The organism is Modestobacter sp. SYSU DS0875, assembly GCF_054050915.1.
Window position 1 is genome coordinate 1 of record NZ_JBJHAH010000010.1, and the last position, 18,557, is coordinate 18,557.

General features: G+C 75.4%; 21 protein-coding genes and 4 tRNA genes. 13 read left to right on the forward strand and 12 right to left on the reverse strand.

Annotated elements, in window-relative coordinates:
• Positions 1 to 115: FAD-dependent monooxygenase (locus tag ACI79Y_RS07770; RefSeq protein ID WP_457158049.1), on the reverse strand; the 115-nt coding region annotated here is incomplete at its 3' end.
• 50 nt (positions 116 to 165) lie between these two features.
• Complete coding sequence (locus tag ACI79Y_RS07775) at positions 166 to 942, reverse strand: IclR family transcriptional regulator (RefSeq protein WP_457157920.1); 777 nt, start codon at positions 940 to 942, stop codon at positions 166 to 168.
• Positions 943 to 1,011: 69 nt separating this feature from the next.
• Here ACI79Y_RS07775 and pcaH point away from each other — a divergent pair, with 69 nt between their 5' ends.
• From pcaH to pcaC, 5 genes are all read left to right on the forward strand, one after another.
• The gene (pcaH, locus tag ACI79Y_RS07780; protein WP_457157921.1) at positions 1,012 to 1,779 is read left to right on the forward strand and encodes a protocatechuate 3,4-dioxygenase subunit beta; all 768 of its coding nucleotides are present in this window, start codon (positions 1,012 to 1,014) and stop codon (positions 1,777 to 1,779) included.
• An 82-nt stretch (positions 1,780 to 1,861) separates the two neighbouring features.
• Positions 1,862 to 2,518 (forward strand): protocatechuate 3,4-dioxygenase subunit alpha, encoded by a 657-nt coding sequence (pcaG, locus tag ACI79Y_RS07785; protein WP_457157922.1) that lies wholly within the window; start codon positions 1,862 to 1,864, stop codon positions 2,516 to 2,518.
• A gap of 37 nt (positions 2,519 to 2,555) precedes the next feature.
• Positions 2,556 to 3,917, forward strand: coding sequence for a lyase family protein (locus ACI79Y_RS07790; protein WP_457157923.1), 1,362 nt, complete (start codon positions 2,556 to 2,558; stop codon positions 3,915 to 3,917).
• Positions 3,914 to 4,690, forward strand: a complete 777-nt coding sequence (pcaD, locus tag ACI79Y_RS07795; RefSeq protein ID WP_457157924.1) for a 3-oxoadipate enol-lactonase — start codon at positions 3,914 to 3,916, stop codon at positions 4,688 to 4,690. The genes ACI79Y_RS07790 and pcaD overlap by 4 nt, the downstream gene beginning before the upstream one ends.
• On the forward strand, positions 4,687 to 5,094 hold the full coding sequence (gene pcaC, locus ACI79Y_RS07800) for a 4-carboxymuconolactone decarboxylase (protein ID WP_457157925.1): 408 nt from the start codon (positions 4,687 to 4,689) through the stop codon (positions 5,092 to 5,094). The genes pcaD and pcaC overlap by 4 nt, the downstream gene beginning before the upstream one ends.
• A 2-nt stretch (positions 5,095 to 5,096) precedes the next feature.
• Here the strand turns inward: pcaC and ACI79Y_RS07805 are convergent, their stop codons facing one another.
• Positions 5,097 to 6,524, reverse strand: coding sequence for a hypothetical protein (locus tag ACI79Y_RS07805; protein WP_457157926.1), 1,428 nt, complete (start codon positions 6,522 to 6,524; stop codon positions 5,097 to 5,099).
• A gap of 235 nt (positions 6,525 to 6,759) precedes the next feature.
• Between ACI79Y_RS07805 and ACI79Y_RS07810 the strand changes: the two genes are divergently transcribed.
• Positions 6,760 to 7,791, forward strand: coding sequence for a hypothetical protein (locus ACI79Y_RS07810; protein WP_457157927.1), 1,032 nt, complete (start codon positions 6,760 to 6,762; stop codon positions 7,789 to 7,791).
• 21 nt (positions 7,792 to 7,812) lie between these two features.
• Here the strand turns inward: ACI79Y_RS07810 and ACI79Y_RS07815 are convergent, their stop codons facing one another.
• The 5 genes from ACI79Y_RS07815 to ACI79Y_RS07835 form a co-directional block, all read right to left on the reverse strand.
• Positions 7,813 to 9,300, reverse strand: coding sequence for a sensor histidine kinase (locus ACI79Y_RS07815; RefSeq protein ID WP_457157928.1), 1,488 nt, complete (start codon positions 9,298 to 9,300; stop codon positions 7,813 to 7,815).
• Positions 9,301 to 9,313: 13 nt separating this feature from the next.
• Positions 9,314 to 10,057: a response regulator transcription factor gene (locus ACI79Y_RS07820; protein ID WP_457157929.1), complete on the reverse strand. Its 744-nt coding sequence runs from the start codon at positions 10,055 to 10,057 to the stop codon at positions 9,314 to 9,316.
• Positions 10,058 to 10,161: 104 nt separating this feature from the next.
• Positions 10,162 to 10,235 (reverse strand) — tRNA-Phe (locus ACI79Y_RS07825).
• A gap of 31 nt (positions 10,236 to 10,266) precedes the next feature.
• Positions 10,267 to 10,343 (reverse strand) — tRNA-Asp (locus ACI79Y_RS07830).
• Positions 10,344 to 10,415: 72 nt separating this feature from the next.
• Positions 10,416 to 10,488: transfer RNA gene (locus ACI79Y_RS07835), tRNA-Glu, on the reverse strand.
• 154 nt (positions 10,489 to 10,642) lie between these two features.
• Between ACI79Y_RS07835 and ACI79Y_RS07840 the strand changes: the two genes are divergently transcribed.
• The gene (locus tag ACI79Y_RS07840) at positions 10,643 to 11,281 is read left to right on the forward strand and encodes an AMIN-like domain-containing (lipo)protein (protein WP_457157930.1); all 639 of its coding nucleotides are present in this window, start codon (positions 10,643 to 10,645) and stop codon (positions 11,279 to 11,281) included.
• A 91-nt stretch (positions 11,282 to 11,372) separates the two neighbouring features.
• Here ACI79Y_RS07840 and ACI79Y_RS07845 read toward each other — a convergent pair whose 3' ends face one another.
• From ACI79Y_RS07845 to ACI79Y_RS07855, 3 genes are all read right to left on the reverse strand, one after another.
• Positions 11,373 to 11,711, reverse strand: a complete 339-nt coding sequence (locus ACI79Y_RS07845; RefSeq protein ID WP_457157931.1) for a hypothetical protein — start codon at positions 11,709 to 11,711, stop codon at positions 11,373 to 11,375.
• Between the two features lie 71 nt (positions 11,712 to 11,782).
• Entirely contained in the window at positions 11,783 to 12,385 is a 603-nt protein-coding gene (wrbA, locus tag ACI79Y_RS07850) for an NAD(P)H:quinone oxidoreductase (protein WP_457079721.1), read from the reverse strand.
• 72 nt (positions 12,386 to 12,457) lie between these two features.
• Positions 12,458 to 12,988 carry a GtrA family protein gene (locus tag ACI79Y_RS07855; protein ID WP_457157932.1) on the reverse strand — a complete coding sequence of 177 codons (531 nt, stop codon included), beginning with the start codon at positions 12,986 to 12,988 and terminating at the stop codon, positions 12,458 to 12,460.
• Positions 12,989 to 13,178: 190 nt separating this feature from the next.
• On the opposite strand from ACI79Y_RS07855, the gene ACI79Y_RS07860 reads away from it, so the two are divergent.
• The 4 genes from ACI79Y_RS07860 to ACI79Y_RS07875 all read left to right on the forward strand — a co-directional run bounded on the left by ACI79Y_RS07860 (position 13,179) and on the right by ACI79Y_RS07875 (position 15,380).
• Positions 13,179 to 13,643, forward strand: coding sequence for a hypothetical protein (locus ACI79Y_RS07860; RefSeq protein WP_457157933.1), 465 nt, complete (start codon positions 13,179 to 13,181; stop codon positions 13,641 to 13,643).
• The gene (locus ACI79Y_RS07865) at positions 13,640 to 14,083 is read left to right on the forward strand and encodes a VanZ family protein (protein ID WP_457157934.1); all 444 of its coding nucleotides are present in this window, start codon (positions 13,640 to 13,642) and stop codon (positions 14,081 to 14,083) included. Before ACI79Y_RS07860 ends, ACI79Y_RS07865 begins: the two co-directional genes overlap by 4 nt.
• Before the next feature lie 10 nt (positions 14,084 to 14,093).
• Complete coding sequence (locus ACI79Y_RS07870; RefSeq protein WP_457157935.1) at positions 14,094 to 14,981, forward strand: Rieske 2Fe-2S domain-containing protein; 888 nt, start codon at positions 14,094 to 14,096, stop codon at positions 14,979 to 14,981.
• A 326-nt stretch (positions 14,982 to 15,307) separates the two neighbouring features.
• A tRNA-Lys gene (locus ACI79Y_RS07875) sits at positions 15,308 to 15,380 on the forward strand.
• A 99-nt stretch (positions 15,381 to 15,479) separates the two neighbouring features.
• Here the strand turns inward: ACI79Y_RS07875 and ACI79Y_RS07880 are convergent.
• The gene (locus ACI79Y_RS07880; RefSeq protein WP_457157936.1) at positions 15,480 to 16,976 is read right to left on the reverse strand and encodes a hypothetical protein; all 1,497 of its coding nucleotides are present in this window, start codon (positions 16,974 to 16,976) and stop codon (positions 15,480 to 15,482) included.
• Between the two features lie 434 nt (positions 16,977 to 17,410).
• Between ACI79Y_RS07880 and ACI79Y_RS07885 the strand changes: the two genes are divergently transcribed.
• Both ACI79Y_RS07885 and ACI79Y_RS07890 read left to right on the forward strand, forming a co-directional pair.
• The gene (locus ACI79Y_RS07885) at positions 17,411 to 17,680 is read left to right on the forward strand and encodes a hypothetical protein (RefSeq protein WP_457157937.1); all 270 of its coding nucleotides are present in this window, start codon (positions 17,411 to 17,413) and stop codon (positions 17,678 to 17,680) included.
• Entirely contained in the window at positions 17,677 to 18,513 is an 837-nt protein-coding gene (locus ACI79Y_RS07890; protein WP_457157938.1) for a hypothetical protein, read from the forward strand. The genes ACI79Y_RS07885 and ACI79Y_RS07890 overlap by 4 nt, the downstream gene beginning before the upstream one ends.
• Positions 18,514 to 18,557: the final 44 nt, after the last annotated feature.

Sequence of the window (18,557 nt, forward strand, 5' to 3'; positions counted from 1 at the left end):
CGTAGGACCGCGACCGGTTCTCCAGCACCACGGTCTCGATGCCCTGCAGCTGCAGCAGCCGGGACAGCAGCAGCCCCGCCGGCCCGGCTCCGATGATCCCCACCTGGGTGCGCATCCCGTGAGTGTGACCCGGGTCGCCCGCCCGGGCCGAACCTGCTCTTCCGGTCAGCGGAACTCGGCGGTCTGGGCCAGCGCCCGCCCGATGCCCCGGGCGGCGACCTGCAGCACCGGCGCCAGCCGGGTCAGGTCGCGGCGGTGGGTCGGGACGACGATGCCCAGCGCGGCGACGACGACCGGGCCGGTGGGCCGGTCGACGGTGACCGGGACGGCGACCGACGCGGTGCCCAGCGACATCTCCTCGGCCGTGCGCGACCAGCCGCGGCGGCGTACCTCACCCAGCTCCCGGGTCACCGCCCGGGGGTCGACGACGGTGTACCGGGTCTCCCGGCTGAGCTCCTGCAGCACCCGGTCGACGACCTCGTCGGGTGCGCAGGCCAGCAGCACCTTGCCGACGCCGGTGGCGTGCAGCGGCAGCCGGCTGCCCACGGTGCTCACGATCGGCACCGACTCGCGCCCGGAGATCCGCTCGACGTAGAGCGCGCGCAGGCCCTCCCGGACGGCGAGGTGCACGGTGTCCCGGGTGGCGGTGTGCACGTCGAGCAGGAACGGGGCGGCCACCTGCCGCAGCTCCAGCTGCACCGGGGCCAGCAGCCCGAGATCCCAGAGCTTGCGGCCGATCTCGTACCGGCCGTCGGGGCGGCGGACCAGCGCACCCCACTCCACCAGCTCGCCGAGCAGGCGGTGGGTGGTGGTCAGCGGCGTGCCCGAACGGGCGGCGACCTCCGACAGGGTGAGCCGCGGGTGGCCGCTGTCGAACGCGTCGAGCACGCCGAGCGCCCGGGAGGTCACCGACCGCCCGGCCTCGGCTGCACCTCCGGCCACGGCGCGATCCGTTCTGCTCAGTGGAAGTCAGGGCTGTCGGAGGGTAGCCCCGCGCCGTACCTTCCCGGCATGACCGGGACCACATCGCGGGCGCCGCGGCCCGCGGAGGACAGCGCCCTGATCCTGCCGCGTTACCTGCGTGAACCTGATGCGCAGCGCACGCCGGTGGCCTACCCCGGGTACAAGAGCACCGGGCTGCGGGCGCCGCTGCGCACGCCGGTCGACCTGCCGCACCGGCTCACCGAGGTGACCGGCCCGGTGCTGGGCGAGGACCGGGTGACCGCCGCCGACGCCGACCTCACGGTGCGGCTGGGCGGGGAGGCGCAGGGGCAGCGGATCATCGTCTTCGGCCGGGTCCTCGACAGCGACGGCCGTCCGGTGCCCGACGCGCTCGTGGAGGTCTGGCAGGCCAACGCCGCCGGCCGCTACCGGCACGTCGTCGACAACTGGCCGGCCCCGCTGGACCCGCACTTCGACGGGCTGGGCCGCGTGATGACCGACAGCCTGGGCCGGTACGAGTTCACCACCATCAAGCCCGGCGCCTACCCGTGGGGCAACCACCACAACGCGTGGCGGCCGGCGCACATCCACTTCAGCCTGTTCGGCCGGGCGTTCACCCAGCGCCTGGTCACCCAGATGTACTTCCCGGACGACCCGCTGTTCGGGCAGGACCCGATCTTCCAGGCGATCCCGCCGTCGGCCCGGCACCGCGCGATCAGCCGGTTCGACCTGGAGCGCACCCAGCCGGACTGGGCGCTGGCCTTCGAGTGGGACATCGTCCTGCGCGGCACCGACCAGACGCCGTTCGAGACCGACGACGACGGAGACGTGGCGTGACGACAGCCGAGCGAGCATCGCAGGGAGCGCCAGCGACCGAGGAGCGGAACGAGGCGCGGAGTCGCGCAGGAGGTGTGGCGTGATGACGGTGAGCGACCCGCTGGACGTGCCGGAGAGCACCGAGATCAGCCAGCCTCGGTCGGGACGACGGGGCTCGGGCTTCCTCGACGAGCCGCTGCGGTTCGGCACCACGCCCAGCGCGACCGTCGGCCCCTACCTGGCCATCGGGCTGACCTGGCCCGACGGCCCCTTCGCCGTCGCCGAGGGCACCCCGGGCGCGATCTGGCTGCGCGGCCGGGTGTTCGACGGCAACGGCGACGTCGTGCCCGACGCGATGGTCGAGACCTGGCAGGCCGACCCCGACGGCCGGTTCGCGCACCCCGACGACCCGCGCGGCCCGGTGGAGCGCCCCGGCTTCCGCGGCTTCGGCCGCTCCCAGACCCGGGACGGCGGGCAGTACGCGATCTGCACGCTCAAGCCCGGCCGGGTGCCCGACGGCGCGGGTGGCCTGCAGGCGCCGCACGTCGACGTCTCGGTGTTCGCCCGCGGCCTGCTGGACCGGGTGGTCACCCGGGTCTACTTCGCCGACGAGGCCGCGGCCAACGCCGAGGACGCCGTGCTGGCGAGCCTGCCCGACGACGCCTCCCGCGCGACGCTGATCGCCACCCCCACCGACGACGGCTACGCACTCGACATCCACCTGCAGGGAGAAGACGAGACCGTCTTCTTCGCGGTGTGACCGACCGCGGCGACCGCGCACCCGCGAGGATGGCCCGGTGACAGGACTCCCCGTGCCCGGGCTGCTCGCGGCCACCTTCGCGCGCGGCCCGGTGAACGCCGGCGCCGGCGACGCCTGGCTGGTCGCCCTGCTGGAGGTGGAGGCGGCGCTGGCCCGCGCGGCGGCCCGGGTCGGGCTGGTCGCGGAGACCGCGGCCGAGGAGGTCGGGCGGGTGTGCGCCGACCCGGGCCGGCTCGACCTGGCCCGCGTCGCCGCCCGCGCCGGGGACGCCGGCAACCCGGTGCCGCCGCTGGTCCGGGCGCTGCAGGACGCCGTGGGCCCGCACGCGGCGCGCGCGGTGCACGTCGGCGCCACCAGCCAGGACGTCGTCGACACCGCGGCGGTGCTGCTGGCGCGGCGCGGGCTGCAGCTCATCGACGCCGACCTGGCCGCCGCGGCCGGGGCCTGCGCCCGGCTGGCCACCGACCACCGCGACGACGTGCTGATCGGCCGCACCCTGCTGCAGCAGGCGCTGCCCACCACGGTGGGGCTCAAGGCGGCCGGCTGGCTGGCCGGGGTCGAGGGCGTGCGCACCCGGATCGCGGCGGTGCTGGCCGGGCTGCCGGTCCAGTACGGCGGCGCGGTCGGCACCCTCGCGGCCAGCTCCGGGTCGGGGGTCGACCTGCGCGCCGCGCTGGCCGAGGAGCTGGGGTTGCGGACCACCGACGTGCCCTGGTTCACCGTCCGGCTGCCGATCGCCGACGTCGCCGGGGTGCTCGGGGCGGCCGCGGGCGTGGTGGCCACCGTCGCCGTCGACGTCGTCCTGCTGGCGCAGACCGAGGTGGCCGAGGCGGCGGAGGTCGCCGAGGGCCGCGGCGGATCGTCGGCGATGCCGCACAAGAACAACCCGGTGGCCGCGATCTCCGCGCGGGCCTGCGCGCGGCGGGCGCCCGGGCTGGTGGCCACCCTGTTCGCCGCCATGGAGCAGGAGCACGAGCGGGGCGCGGGCACCTGGCACGCCGAGTGGCCCACCCTGACCGACCTGCTGGGCACCGTCGGCTCGGCGGCGTCCTGGCTGGCCGAGAGCCTGGCCAGCCTCCGCCTGGACACCGGGCGGATGGCCGCGACCGTCACCGCCGCCACCGACCCGCTGCTGGCCGGCGCGCTGGCCGAGGCGCTCAGCCCCACGCTGGGCGCGGGGCCCGCGCACGACGCCGCGGCAGCCGCCGTCCGCACCGCCGCCGAGCAGGGCCGGCCGCTGGCCGACGTCGTGCTCGAGCGGGCCGACGTCGACGGCGCCGCGCTGGTGGCCGACACGACACCGGACGTGGGGGAGGCCGGCGCGCAGGTCGACGCCGCCCTCGCCGCGCACACCATCGCGACCCAGGCGGACGCCGCCGGGCAGGGAGGAGCTCCGTGACCGCCGTCGAGGTGCACGCCGTCGTGGAGGGCCCCGCCGACGCCCCGGTGATGCTGCTGTCCAACTCGCTGGGCTCGGACCTGTCCATGTGGGACCCGCAGGTACCGGCGCTGACCGAGCGGTTCCGGGTGGTCCGCTACGACACCCGCGGCCACGGCCGGTCGCCGTCGGTGCCGGGCGACGCGACGATCGACGACCTCGCCGACGACGTCGTCGCGCTGCTGGACCGGCTCGGGGTGACCCGGGCGCACGTGGCCGGGGTCTCCATCGGCGGGATGACCGGACTGCGGCTGGCGGTCCGCGAACCGCAGCGGCTGCTGACCCTCGCGGTGCTCTGCAGCTCGGCGTACACCGGCAACGCCGAGAGCTGGGAGGACCGGGCGCGCACCGTGCGCGCCCAGGGCACGAAGGTGATCGCCGAGCCGGTGGTCAGCCGGTGGCTCACCCCGGCGTACGCCGCCGCCCACCCCGACCTGGTGGCCCGGCTGCAGGCCATGGTGGAGGCTGCCGACGACGAGGGCTACGCCGGCTGCTGCGGCGCGATCGCACGGATGGACCAGCGCCCGGACCTGGGCCGGGTGACCGCGCCGACGCTGGTGGTCTCCGGCGCCGACGACCTGGCGGTGCCGCCGGAGCACCAGCGGGTCATCGCCGAGGGGGTGCCCGGTGCCAAGCTGCTGAGCTTGAGCCCGGCCGCCCACCTCGCCAACCTGGAGCAGGTGGCCCAGGTGTCCGACGCGCTGATCGCGCACGCCACGGGAGGCACGCTGTGACCGAGCCGGGTCCGCTGGAGACCGACGAGCAGCGCCGCGCCGCCGGCATGCGGGTGCGCCGGGAGGTGCTCGGCGACGCGCACGTCGACCGCGCGGTCGCCGCCGTCACCCCGCTCACCGCCGACTTCCAGGACTTCATCACCCGGGTGGCCTGGGGCGACCTGTGGCAGCGGCCGGGGCTGGCGCGCCGGGAGCGCAGCATGCTCACCCTGGCGATCACCGCTGCGCTGCGGCACTGGGACGAGTTCGCGCTGCACGTGAAGGCGGCGGTGCACAACGGGCTGACCGACGAGGAGATCGCCGAGGTCTGCCTGCACACCGCGGTCTACGCCGGCGTCCCTGCGGCGAACCACGCCCTCGCCGTCGCCAAGCCGATCCTCGCGGAGCTGCGCGCGCAGGAGTGAGCTCAGCCCGCCGGGATCTCGACGGGGAACCGCACCTCGCCGGCGCCCAGGTCGGCGGCCAGCCCGTCGGGGAAGGTGGCCCGGCCGCGGACGACGACCTCGCCGCCGGTGAAGCCCGCCGGGACGTCGAAGGCGGCCAGCACCCGGTCGGCGGCCCGGCTGAGGTCGATGCCGGGGCGCCGGGTGCCGTCGGGCAGCACCAGGGTGAGCAGCTCGACCGGGACGGCGCCCGGCTCGCCCTCGGGCAGCGCCATGGTCACGTCCAGCACCAGGTGCGCGCGGGACGGGTCGGCGGGCTGCGCCGACCCGTCCGTGCCGGCGAACCACTGCAGCGTCGCCGCGTCCAGCCGCACGGTCACCGGGAAGGACGCGGTCACCCGGCCGGGGGCGCTGAAGGCGGCGTCGACCTGCCGGCTGGCGCCCACCTCCGCCGTCCGGTTGGTGCGGGTCAGCACCTGCAGGTTCCCCGGGCCGGGCGAGCCGTCCAGCAGCGACAGCCGCTGCTCGACGCCGTCGTCGAGGACCACCAGGTCGGCCTGCGTCGCGTCCGCGGGGACGGCGACCACGGCCTCCACCGTGCTGCCGGGTGCCACCAGCGCCGGGGCGACCGGCACCGGCGCGGCGCCCGGTACCTGGTAGCTCAGCGCGGGCGGTGCGGTGGACCGGCCTTCGCCGGGATCGACCGTGTAGCGCACGGCCAGGAACCGCTGGCCGTCGGCGGGCCGGCGGGCGGCGTCCCCGGTGCCCACGACGTCCGGCGTGGCCAGCCCGGTCACCGTGACCGAGGCCGCGGGGCCGGAGAGCCGGGCCGGCCCCGCAGGTGCCGTCCAGGGCAGCGCGGGGAACGGACCGACGGCGGTGAACCCGGGCTCGGCGCGCGGCACCTCGGGCACCTGCAGCCCGCCGGCGCCGGAGGGCGGGCGGCTCCCGTCGGGGCGGAACAGCAGGTCGGCGTCGTCCACGGCCTGCGGTTCGGGGTCGGTGGGCAGGCCGGCGGTGCGCAGCCGGACGTCGCCGCCGGCCGCGGTCACGGTCAGCGGGAACCGCAGCCAGCTGCGGTCGGGGTCGCCGCCGACGAAGAGCGCCGGGCCGCACAGCAGCTCACGGGCGACCTCGGTGCCGTCCGGGTCGATCCGCTGGAACCAGCAGCGGGTGTCCGGGCCGCGGGCACCGGTGCGCTGGTCGACGTAGTCGGCGAACCGGCGGTCGGCGTCGGCGAGGACCGCCGGCGGGTCGGTGACGTAGCGGCCGTCGACGGTGAGCGGATGGCCGCGGAGCACCAGCATGACCACGGCGCCGATCGCCAGCAGCACGACCAGCACCCCCGCGACCACCAGTCGCGGATCCGTCCGCCGGCGCCTGCGGGCGGGGGCCGCCGCGGGATCGGCCGAGGGCGCGGACGTCGCGGCCGCCCCGCCGTGCTCGTCCACGCGTGTGCCTCCCGGGTCGCCCCCGCTGTGGGGGAGTGCGCGGAACCTAGCCGACTCCAGGCCTCCTGCGCAGCCAGCCGCGCGGTCACCGGGTCCCCCGCAGGGGTGAGCTGTGGGTTGGTCTTCGAGCACGCGGGGTAGCCGGGTGCGGCAGGCTGAGAGGCATCGCACCGACCGTCGAGGAGCGCCGGACCCCTCCTGTCGTCGTGCACGACCGCAGGAGGCGTACGTCCGCGTGACCGCAGTGCCCGCTGGATCGAGCGCGCCCGCCATGCGGGTGGCGAGCGTCCCCGCCCGCAGCCCGTACGTCGCGGCCGTCCTGCCCGCCTCCGTCGTGCCGGTCGGCCCGGACACCACCCCGAGCCCGTGGCTGGACCCCGACCACCTCGACGCGCATGCGGGGGAGGTGGACGTGCTGCACCTGCACGCCGGCTACGAGCACCTCACGATCCCCGAGATGGACCGCTGGACCGCGGCCGTGCGGCGGGCCGGGGTGCCGCTGGTGGTCACCGTGCACGACCTGCGACCTCCGGCCGGGACCACGCCGGGGCGGCACCAGGCGCACCTGCGTGCGTTGCTGACCACCGCCGAGGTGGTGCTCACGCTGACCCCCGGTGCGGCCGACGAGATCGCCGACCGGTTCGCCCGGACCGCGATCGTGGTCGCCCACCCGTCGCTGGCCGCGCCCACCCCCGACGTCGGCCGGGAGACCCGGCTGGTCGGCGTGCACCTGGGCCGGCTCGAGCCGGAGGTCGCCGAACCGGTGGAGCTGGTGCGGGCCGCCCTGTCCGGTGCCGTCTCCGGCGGCGGTCGGCTGCGGGTCGACGTGCACCCCGACGTCGACGTCGCCGCCCGGCTCCCGGAGCTCGCCGCGCTCGCCGCGGCGGGGGAGCTGGAGCTGCGGTCCAGCTGGGCCGAGGACCCCGCCTCGTGGGTGCGCCACCTGCAGGAGCTGCACGTGTCGGTGCTGCCCCGGCGTTCGGGCACGCACGACAGCTGGGTGGAGCTGTGCCGGGACGCCGGCACGCGCGCGGTCGTCCCCGGCGGGGGCTACCACACCCAGCAGTGGTCCGACGTCGTCGTGTACGGCAACGAGCCCCGCGCGGGGCTGGACGCCGCCTCGCTGAACTCCGCGGTCGTCGCCGCGCTGACCCGGCCCGCGCCGGCCCGGGTCGACCGGCAGTGGCGCACCGATCAGGCGGAGGCGGTGCGGCGGCTGCACGCCCAGGTCTACGCGCAGGTCGCCGCCGACGCGCTGTCGGTCTGAGGTCTCTCGCTCCGGGTCCGCTCAGGCAGCCGGCGCCGTGGTCGCGCCGGGCAGCCGCACCGTGATCTCGGTGGCGCCCGGCGCGCTGGTCAGCTTTACCGTGCCGCCGTGGGCGGCCACCACGGCCTGCACGATCGCCAGTCCCAGGCCGGTGCTGCCGGCGGCGCGTGACCGGGAGGCGTCCCCGCGGGCGAACCGTTCGAAGGCGTGCGCCTGGAGCGCGGCGGGGACCCCCGGCCCGTCGTCGGCCACGCTCAGCACCGCCCAGCCGCCCTCGGTGCGCAGCCGGGTGGTCGCCGTCGTCCCCTCGGGGGTGTGCGCGCGCACGTTGGCGAGCAGGTTGGCCACCACCTGGTGCAGCCGGGCGGCGTCGCCCGGTACCAGCACCGGGTCGTCGGGCAGGTCCAGCTGCCAGCGGTGCCCGGGGCCGGCGACGTGCGCGTCGGTGACCACGTCGACCAGCAGCGCGGTCAGGTCGACCTCCTCGGTGGCCAGCTCCCGCCCGGCCTCGGCGTCGGCGTCCAGGCGGGCCAGCAGCAGCAGCTCCTCGACCAGCTCGGTCATGCGGACCGCCTCGGACTCCACCCGGCGCATCGCCTGCCCCACGTCGGCCGGCACCTCGCCGCCCTGGCGGCGCACCAGCTCGGCGTACCCGCGGATGGAGGCCAGCGGCGTGCGCAGCTCGTGGCTGGCGTCGGCGACGAACTGCCTGACCTGGGTCTCCGACGCCTGGCGGGCGGCCAGCGATCCCTCGACGTGGTCCAGCAACCGGTTCAGCGCCGTTCCGACCTGGCCGACCTCGGTGCCGGGGTCGGTGTCCTGCGGGGGCACCCGCTCGGCCAGCCGTACCTCGCCGCTGGCCAGCGGCAGCTCGGCCACCCGGGTCGCGGTGGCGGCCACCCGGTCCAGCGGTCGCAGGGTGCGGCGGATGACCAGCACGGCGGCGCCCGCGGCGGCGAGCAGGGCGACCAGGCCGGCCAGGAGCTCGACGGTGACCAGGCTGCGCACGGCATCGGCCGCACCGCGCAGCGGCAGACCGGTCACCAGCACGTCGTCGCCGGGGGCCGGGCGTGCCACCAGCCGGTAGCTGCCCAGCTCGCCGCCGAGGTCCCGGGTCACCGGCTCGCCGTCGGTGGGCAGCTCGGCCAGCAGGGCGTCCTGGGCGTCGGTCAGCGGCAGCTCCTCGCCGCTCTGGGCCAGCACCCCGGACCGGGCGACGGCCCCGTCGCTCATCTCGGCGACCAGGGTCCCCTCCCCCTGACCGGGGGCGCCCAGGCCGTCCGGCCCGCGGCGACCGTCGCCCCTGGACCGGGGGCCCCGGTCGGGGTCTCTGGCGCGGTCGGCGACCGCCTCGAGCTGGGTGTCGACCTGGCTGATCAGCTCCGACCGCAGCGCGGTCACCGAGACGACGCCGACCAGCACGAGGACACCGACCAGCGGGACGACGAACGCGATCAGCAGCCGGGTGCGCAGCGAACGGCGGGAGCGACGGGACGGGCCGGGGCTCACCGGCGCCAGCGTGTCATGCGGCGGGCTTGATCACGTACCCGGCGCCACGGAGCGTGTGGATCATCGGGGCCCGGCCGGCGTCGATCTTGCGGCGCAGGTAGGAGATGTAGAGCTCGACGATGTTGCCCTGTCCGCCGAAGTCGTACTGCCACACCCGGTCGAGGATCTGCGCCTTGGACAGCACCCGCTTGGGGTTGCGCATCAGGTAGCGCAGCAGCTCGAACTCGGTGGCGGTCAGCCGGATGTCGTCGCCGCCGCGGGTGACCTCGTGGCTCTCCTCGTCCAGGGTGAGGTCGCCGACCACCAGCAGGCCGTCGTCGGCGACGACGCGGCTGGTGCGGCGCAGCAGGCCGCGCAGCCGGGCGGCGACCTCCTCCAGGCTGAACGGCTTGGTGACGTAGTCGTCGCCGCCGGCGGTGAGGCCGGCGATCCGGTCCTCCAGCGCGTCCTTGGCGGTGAGGAAGACGACCGGGACCAGCGGGGTGTCCGCGCGCAGCCGGCGCAGCACCTCCAGGCCGTCCATGTCCGGCAGCATCACGTCCAGGACGACGGCGTCGGGGCGGAAGTCGCGGGCGGTGCGGACCGCCTCGGCGCCGTCGGCCGCGGTGCGCACGTCCCAGCCCTCGTAGCGCAGCGCCATCGACAGCAGCTCGCAGATGGAGGGCTCGTCGTCGACGACCAGCACCCGCAGGGCGCTGCCGTCGGGGCGGGTCAGCTGGGCCCGGGAGCTGGGGGCCGAGGAGGTGCTCGTCGTCATGCCCGAACTCTGGCCGGCGACCCTGGAAGTTCCCTGTGACCGGGCCAGGAAGTGGCTGTCAATCGCCCGAGCGGGAGCGGGACCGCGTGACAGAGGGGAGTGGGTGGGCAGGGGCGGGGTCGAACCGCCGACCTCTCGCTTTTCAGGCGAGCGCTCGTACCGACTGAGCTACCTGCCCCCACCGGACCCGGCTGGTGCCGGGCGCCGGATGGCGACCCTGACGGGACTCGAACCCGCGACCTCCGCCGTGACAGGGCGGCGCGCTAACCAACTGCGCTACAGGGCCTTGCGATCGTGCTGTTCTCTGGTGCGTGCCGTGCTGTGGTGTTCCGTGCCGGTCGCCCGGCTCGGTCCTGCGTGCCCCCAACGGGGTTCGAACCCGTGCTACCGCCTTGAAAGGGCGGCGTCCTGGACCGCTAGACGATGAGGGCTCATCAGCGCCGGAGGCATGGAGAACCATACATGCCCCTGGAAGCGGCTCCCACCGGGGGGTCGGGCGGGGGTGGCGGGCACTCCCGCCGGCGGCTGTCCGGTCGGACCGCGTGGCGGCTCCGGCGCAGGTCCCCGGCGTGCCAGCATCGCGGTGTGTGCATCCGCCGGTTGTCCCGTGGGGCCAGCTCCGCCGTCCTGCTGACCGCCTCTCTGCTCCTCGCCGGGTGCGGCCAGGGGGAGTCGACCGACACCGACACCGCCGCGTCCGGCGGGACGACCTCCAGTGCCCCGGCGCCCACCGCGACCGCGACGAGCCCCGCCGGCACCCCGGACGAGAGTGCCGAGCCCGCCGACGTGCCCACCGGCACCGCTGCCGCCAGCGGTGACCCGGCCGGTGCCGAGGGGCTGACCGCGACGGCGGTGCGGATCGGTGACCACGAGGGCTTCGAGCGGGTGGTGTTCGAGCTCGCCGGCACCGGCACCCCGGGCTGGCGGGTCGAGTACGTGGACCAGCCGACGTCGCAGGGGAAGGGCGCGCCGGTCGACGTCCCCGGCGAGGCGTACCTCCAGGTGATCCTCACCGGCACGAGCTACCCCTACGAGACCGGCGCCGAGGAGCTGGCCCCCGGCTCGGTGGGCAGCGGCACCGGGCCGGTCGAGGGCGTCGTCTACGACGGGACCTTCGAGGGGCAGTCGCTGGCCTGGATCGGCACCTCCGGCCGGCTGCCGTTCCGGGTGTCGGCGTTGAGCGACCCGTCCCGGCTGGTGGTCGACGTGGCGAAGGCTCCCTGAACGGAGCGCCCTGAACGGAGCGCCCTGAACGGAGCGCCCTGAACGGAGCGCCCTGAACGGAGCGCCCTGGGCGGAGCGGGCTGAGCCGCGCTCAGCCCAGCGAGGCGGTCAGTTCGACCGAGTCGCTGCTCACCGACGTGCAGGCGAGCTCGAGCGGCCCGGCGGACACGCTGTCGCCCTCGCCGCAGGAGACCGAGGTGTCACCGACCGAGAGGGTGGCCTGACCGTCCTGCACGCCGGCGAAGCCGATCTCGGTGCCGAGCACCGTGGCGGTGGCCCCCTCGCCGGACAGGGTGACCGTGCACCGGTTGTCGGCGCAGGAGACGTTCTCCGAGCTGAAGCTGCAGGCGGTGAGCGGGGCCAGCAGCAGTGTTCCGGCGGCGAGCGCCGCGGCGGTGGACCGGGTGCGGCGGACGGGCTGGGTCGGCATGCCCGGAGCGTAGGACGTGCCGGAGCCCGGGCGGGGTGACCGCTCGGGCTCCGGCGGGTCGGCGCGGGGGCTCAGGCGACGAGCTTGGCGGTCACCTCGGCCAGCCGGCGTCCCTGGTAGCGGGCGGCGGCGAGCTCGGCCTCGGTGGCGGTGGCGGACTGGCCACCGGAGGCGTTCGAGACGCCGTACGGGTTGCCGCCGGCGGCGAACAGCAGTGGGTCGGTGTAGCCCGGGGGCACGATGACCGCCCCGAAGTGGGAGAAGACGTTGAACAGCGTCAGGATCGTCGACTCGTTGCCGCCGTGGACGTTCTGCGCGCTGGTGAACGCCGTGGCTCCCTTGTTGGCGAGCTTCCCGGTGAACCAGAGACCACCGAGCGTGTCGATGAACTGCTTCATCTGCGCAGCGGGCGTGCCGAAGCGGGTGGGTGTGCCCAGCGCGTAGCCGTCGGCCCACTCCATGTCGGCCGGGGTGGCCTCCTCGACCTCGCCCGCGGTCGTGTCGACGTGCGCCTGCCACAGGGGGTTGGAGGCGATGGCCTCGGCAGGGGCCAGCTCGGGCACCCGCCGCAGGCGGACCTCGGCTCCCGCGTCGGCGGCGCCCTCGGCGAGCGCGGCGGCCAGCTGGTGGGTGTTGCCGGTGGACGAGTAGTAGACGACGGCGATCTTCGCCACGGCGGACTCCTCGGGTCGGGTGTGGTTGCGGGTTCAACCAGCGATCGCCCCGGTACCCGAGGGCTGGGGTGGCTACTCCTGCCGCTCGCCCGCGGCGGAGAAGACCCAGCTGCGCAGGGCGACGAACCGGATCAGCCCGATGAACCCGGTGACCGCCGCGATCAGGCACAGCTGCGGGCCGGTGCCGGTGTCGCCGACCAGGGCGTGCACCCCCGCCAGGGCGAGGGAGGTGGCGACCAGCCCGATGCCGGCCAGCCCGCCGCCCTCCCACTGCGCGGTGAACCAGGAGACCCGGCCGCCGGCGTGGAAGGTCAGCCGCCGGTGCAGCTCGTTGGCCAGCAGTGTGGAGGCGATCGCCCCGGAGAGGTTGGCGGGCTGGTCGCCGAGGGGGTCGAGGCCCACGAAGACGGCGGCGTACAGCGCGCTGGACAGGCCGCCGACCACCACGAAGCGGGCGAACTGGGCGACGGCGTCGTCCTGGCGCAGCCGGACGGCGACCGCACGCAGCAGGGAGGTGGCCCGCCGTCGGCCGGCCGTGACCAGCAGGTGCCCCTCGTGGGCGCCGCTGATGGCGGAGCGGCGCAGCAGGGACGGGCAGGTCACGGGGTTCCTCTCGAGGGCGGTGCAGGGCCTGGACGTGGTCAGGACCATGCTCGGGCATGGAACCCGTGTGACGCCTGTGAATTCCCGGTGCGTTGTGCAACTTCCCGTGAAGTCGGTCACCCGTCGAGCTGCCAGTCAGTTCTCAGGTGCGCGGCAGGCGCCCGTCAGGTGCCCACGCCAGCGTCGGTCCATGCGTGATCCGGAGCGTCGTTCCTGGCTGTTCGACCCCGCGCTGTCCGGGGTGCTGGTCCGCGCCCACCGGCCGCCGTCCGGCGGCGCCGCGACCGAGGTGGTGTCGGACGTCCTCTGGGCGGAGGTGGTCGCCCTGCTGCGCTGGGCCGAGGCCACCGGCACCTGCCGGCCGGAGCTGGTGTCCGGTGTGGCGTGGCGGACCGCCGCCGCCAGCGCCGGCCTGCTCGCCCGCCTGCCCGGGCTCTGCGCGGAGCTCGGGCAGGAGTACGTGCTGGAGGTGCCACCGGAGGTGGACGGCCCGGCGTCCGCCCGGTTGCGGCACGCCGCGGACCGGCTGGCCACGCGGCTGCGGACGACGGCCGGCGTGGAGGCGCTGCCCGCGCTGGCCGGTGAGGTCGACGCCGTCGGCGCCGCCGCGGTGACGGTCGTGGCGGAAGGGGCCGACTGGGCGGCCTTCCGGTGACGACGGCGGGCACCCGCCGGGGCCTGGAGCTGGGCCTGGCCGGCGTGTTGCTGCTGGTCGCCCTCGTGACGCTGACCCCGGCGGCCGCGGGGGTGACCGCCTGGGCGGACCCGGTGGCCGAGCTGCGCTGGTACGCCACGGCGGCCGAGCGCCCGGGGGTCGCGGTCCAGCTGGTCGGCAACCTGCTGCTGCTCGCGCCGGCGGCCGTGCTGGCAGTGCTCCGCTGGCCGGCGCTGCGGCCGCCGGCCCGGCTGGGAACGGTGGGGGTCGCCGCCGGAGCCGCGATCGAGCTGCTGCAGTGGCAGCTGCCGCTGGGACGCGTGGTGTCCCCGGTCGACGCCGCGCTCAACGCGGCGGGGGCGGTGGCGGCCGGGCTGCTGATCGCGGGTCTGCGCGCCGCTGTCGCCGACTCGCGGATTCCGGCGCGCTCTGCCGGGTAGGGGAGGCTGCATGAGCCTGCTGGGTGTGCTGGACCGCCTGTCCGAGGTGTCGACGTTCGACGAGCAGCTGGAGGCCGCGCGCAAGGCGGTCAACGGCCTGCTGCGGCCGCAGGCGTTCAAGGACCTGCTGCACGGCAGCTGGCTGGGCCACCCGTTGCACCCGATCTTGGCCATGGTGCCGGTCGGCACCTGGGCTTCCGCCGGGATCCTCGACCTGGCGCCGCCGGCCCGGCCGGCCGCCACCGTGCTGATCGGCACCGGGGTCGCCGCCAGCGTGCCGGCCGCGATGGCCGGTGCGGCCGACTGGTCCGAGCAGGACGACGACGTGCGGCGCCTGGGTGCGGTGCACGCGGTGGCGAACGTGGCGGCCCTCGGCCTCTACGTCGGCTCGCTGGTCGCCCGGGCGAAGGGGCGAGGTGGGCTCGGCCGGGCACTGGCCTACAGCGGACTGGGCCTGGCGAGCGGGTCGGCCGCCATCGGCGGGCACATGTCCTACGCGCAGGCGGCCGGGGCGAACCACTCGACGGCGACCGCCCGGCAGATGACCACCGACTGGATCGACCTCGGGCCGCTCGACGACCTCCCCGAGGGGCGCCCCACGCTGCGCACCGGGGAGGGGCAGGGCACGCCGGTGCCGATCGCCGCCGTCCGGCGCGGCCCGCGGGTCGACGCCTTCGTCGGCGCGTGTGCGCACGTGGGCGGCCCGCTGGCCGAGGGGGAGCTGGAGGAGGTGCACGGCAGCACCTGCCTGGTCTGCCCGTGGCACGGCTCCGCGTTCGACCTGGACAACGGGCAGCCGCGCCGCGGCCCGGCGGCGGTGCCCCAGGAGAAGATGGAGGTCCGCTACGAGGCCGGGCGCGCCTTCGCCCGGCTGCCGCAGCGGCACGTGCAGAAGTGATCGCCCGCGGCTGACGAGGACGAGCTGCGGCTGCAGGAACTGCTCGGCCGGGTGTGCTGACCGGCGCCCGTGGGCACGGGTGGTGGATGTTCTTCTTCTTCTCCAACCGCCTCGGCTGCCTCGGTTCCCTGCTGGTCAGCCTCGTGGTGACCGCGATCCTCGTGCTGTTGTTCATCGCGATCTTCTGAGGCCCTGGCGCGTCCGATCGCCACCTCGCTGTTGTGCGCCGACCGTCGGTTCGCCGTGGAGGAACCGACGGCGAGTGCACATCGGTGGGCCCCGCGAGCGGTGTCCCTATCCTCGTGCCGGGACTCGTTCCGCGTCCCGGGCCTCTAGCTCAACTGGCAGAGCAGCGGACTTTTAATCCGCGGGTTGTGGGTTCGATCCCCACGGGGCCCACCTGGCACTGCCCCTGGCGGTGCAGTTCCCGGGTGGGTGGGCGACCGGGGGCACCGCGACGCTGAGCGGGCGCTCTCCGGGCCTGCGCGTTGCGCAGCGTCAGGAGGCGAGCCCGGCCCTGACCCGGCGCATCACCGGGGCCTTGCTGATCCTGGCCAGCGACCACAGCACGGCAGCGACGAAGCACAGCCGGTTCGCCGACTCGCGGCCGGCTTCCTCGTCGAGCACCCCGCCGTGCACGACGTCCGTCACGCCCAGCAGGCCGGCAGCGACCAGGAAGACCGCAGTACCGAACAGGTCACGGTTCAGGGCCTCCTTGCGCCCGCCGAGCCGGTAGACGACGTAGGTCGCCCACATCGCCATGATCTGGCTCAGCACCAGGGCCACCCCGAGGATGCTCGGGACGAAGACCAGGAAGACCCCACCGAACCTCAGCGCCTGCAGCACCGGGTAGGCGAAGATCCGCATCTCGGGCCGCAGCCGGTTGTAGACGAAGAACACCGCGCGCACCGTGAGCAGCAGGAGCGCCCACGCGATGCCGGCGGTGAGGAGCTCGTCGGTGCCGAGCTCGTCGAGGAGAACGGCAGCGCCCAGGCCGGCCGCTGCGAAGGCGGCGGCCCAGACCCAGGCCTGGAACCCCATCGGGTACTCCCGGAACCGCGCCACACCCGGCTTGAGGGTCGGACGCTCCTCGAACCTCGAGGCGTGCATGTCGTTCTCGAAGTAGCCGATCTCGTACACCGACATCACCGACAGCAGCAGCAGCGGCACGATCACCAGGAAGTGGAGCAGGCTGTCCACGTCGTAGGCGATGGCGATGGCGATGACCAGGGCGTCCACCAGCAGCAGGCGGTCCAGCGTGTACCAGGGCGAGGACTTGACCCGGACGGTGTAGCGCAGCGGGATGTAGAGGCGCTCGCGGGCGGACATCCGGTCACCCTGCTGCGGGACGAGGAAGCCCGAACGGCACGCCCCCAGCAGGTCGGCGTCGTCGAGTGAGTCGGAGATGAAGACGGCCCGGGCGACCCCGCCCTCGCCGACACTCCCGACCGCCTTCGTCGTCTTGCCCCCGGCGAACCAGGACGGCCGGGCGAGCAGCGGCGTCGCCAGCAGCGCGGCGGACTCGTATTCGCTCCCCCTCAGCAGCCCCCGGATCACGAACGCCATGCCGAAGGAGATGATCGTGATCCGTGACCGGTCGACGTCGGTGAAGAAGGCGTCGATCCCGGTGGCGCGGTGCTGCTCGAAGAGAGCCGGTGCCTCCCTCCGCCACCGGAGCAGGTTCCAGGGAGTCAGCACGACGATCAGGACGACGCAGACGTAGTCCCGGATGCGGTAGCCGCTGCGCCCGGGCATCAACCGCCACGGCACGCGCCCCCGCACCAGCAGGTCGATGACGGCGACCACCAGGGACGGCCGGCAGCGCGAGATGAAGAGCTCGGTGCTGTTGGCGGCGAAGAGCGTGTGGTCGAAGTCCACCAGCACGGGCGAGTCCGGCTCGGCGATCTCGCGCCGGACGGTGTCGGCGGTGACCGGCGACTGCCGCTGGACGTCGAAGAAGTCCGGCTCGAGCTGCTCGGTGGTGCTTTCGGGCATTCCCCAAGATCTCACGACCGGGCGTGTGACAGGTGGGCCAGATGTGGCGGACTGGGTCACAGGGGCGTTCAACCGGCGACCGAGCGGGAACGTTCACCAGCCGGACGCCTGGCGGGCCGCTGGTGTTCCACGAGGTGCGGCCGATCGGCGCCGGCTCCTCCCGCGGCGGTGGGCCGACGCCACGCCGGGCCTGGGCGTCATCCCGCCCGCGAGCGGTCGGTGACCGACGAAAGGCCAGGTCGGTGGCGTGCCGCATGTCGACAAGGTGGCCCTGGCGAGCGGTCGGCGACCTGCCAGGTGCTCTGCACAACGATCCGGTGACGGCGCTGCCGAAGACCTCGCCGAGCACGCCGGAGCAGGCCCCGGGAGCCCTACCTTTCGGCATGTCCGCGGCACTTCCCCAGTCGCGGCGTCCAGCACCGAGGAGCCCACGCGTGACCACGTTCGTCGACCTGCCCACCAGGACGTCGCCCCGCCCGGCGGACGTCGAGACCGACCTGGCGGCCCTGCTGGAGCTGTTCACCGTGGCGGAGGCGGACGAACCCGAGTCGTCGCCGGTGGAGAGCCTCCGCGGGTTCGGGGTGCGGCTGCGTGAGCTGGTCCGGTACTGGTCGCGGCGCGCGGCCGACTGGGGTGCGGCCCCCGGCACCGCTGCGGCGTGGTTCGACCGTCCGGTGCGCGTCCCGGTGGACGGTGCCCGGTGACCCTCCTCTGGCCGGTCGTCGCCGTCGGCGGCTTCCTCCTCCTCGCCGCGCTGGTCGTCGCGCTGGCCACCAGCTCCACGGCCCGCTACGAGTTCGAGCGCAACCAGGTCCAGGGGCAGCGGCGGGTACCGGAGGCCGAGACCGTCCCGGCCGCCGTCGGGGCCGTCCCGGCGCAGGCAGGGTCCGGGGCCGAGCAGCAGCGGGAGAGCGCGACCGCCCGCGTCAGCACGCACCCGGCCGGTGCACGCGCCGGCGCCCCGGCCGCGCCGACGGCGTGGTGGCTGGTCGAGCAGCCGGCCGGCCGATCCGGGGAGGCCGTCCTGGCCGGCCCGTTCCCCGACCGGATCGACGCCGACTGGGCGGCGATGGCCGCCGGGCGCACCGGGTCGGCGCAGGCGGTGCACGGGGTGCTGCGCACGGACGGCCGGCTGGTGCGTCGGCCGCTGCCCGGTGAGCAGGCGTGGCTGGGCGAACTGGGCGCCCAGCTCGACCGGCTGCCCGCGGAGTGGGACAGCCCGCTGGCCGACGAGGACGAGCTGGTGACCCTGGTGGTGGAGATCGCCTCCGCCCTGGTCGAGGCCGGGCTGCCGCTGCACGACTGCGCGGGTGAGGGCGCCGCCGGCGGCGTCTGCCTCACCCCCGAGCCGGGGCGTCCGGGGGTCCTGGTCAGCTGGCACCAGCACGACCGGATGAGCCGGGACCAGGTGCACGGCGCGGAGGCGTCGACCGCGGTCCAGGCCACGATGAACGTGGCCGTCGCCGGGTGCCTGGAGTCGCTGGGCTTCGCCGTCGAGCCGTTCGGCGCCGCGGGCTGCGTGCTGGTCACCGCCTGAGGACGGCGGACAGCCCGGGCCGGCGAGGTGCCGACCCGGGCTGC

Coding starts and splice junctions, on each gene's coding strand:
- ACI79Y_RS07860 (WP_457157933.1), top strand. CDS start 13,179: ATGCGTGATCCGGAGCGTCGTTCCTGGCTGTTCGACCCCGCGCTGTCC.
- pcaG (WP_457157922.1), top strand. CDS start 1,862: ATGACGGTGAGCGACCCGCTGGACGTGCCGGAGAGCACCGAGATCAGC.
- ACI79Y_RS07820 (WP_457157929.1), bottom strand. CDS start 10,057: ATGACGACGAGCACCTCCTCGGCCCCCAGCTCCCGGGCCCAGCTGACC.
- ACI79Y_RS07845 (WP_457157931.1), bottom strand. CDS start 11,711: ATGCCGACCCAGCCCGTCCGCCGCACCCGGTCCACCGCCGCGGCGCTC.
- ACI79Y_RS07870 (WP_457157935.1), top strand. CDS start 14,094: ATGAGCCTGCTGGGTGTGCTGGACCGCCTGTCCGAGGTGTCGACGTTC.
- ACI79Y_RS07880 (WP_457157936.1), bottom strand. CDS start 16,976: ATGCCCGAAAGCACCACCGAGCAGCTCGAGCCGGACTTCTTCGACGTC.
- pcaH (WP_457157921.1), top strand. CDS start 1,012: ATGACCGGGACCACATCGCGGGCGCCGCGGCCCGCGGAGGACAGCGCC.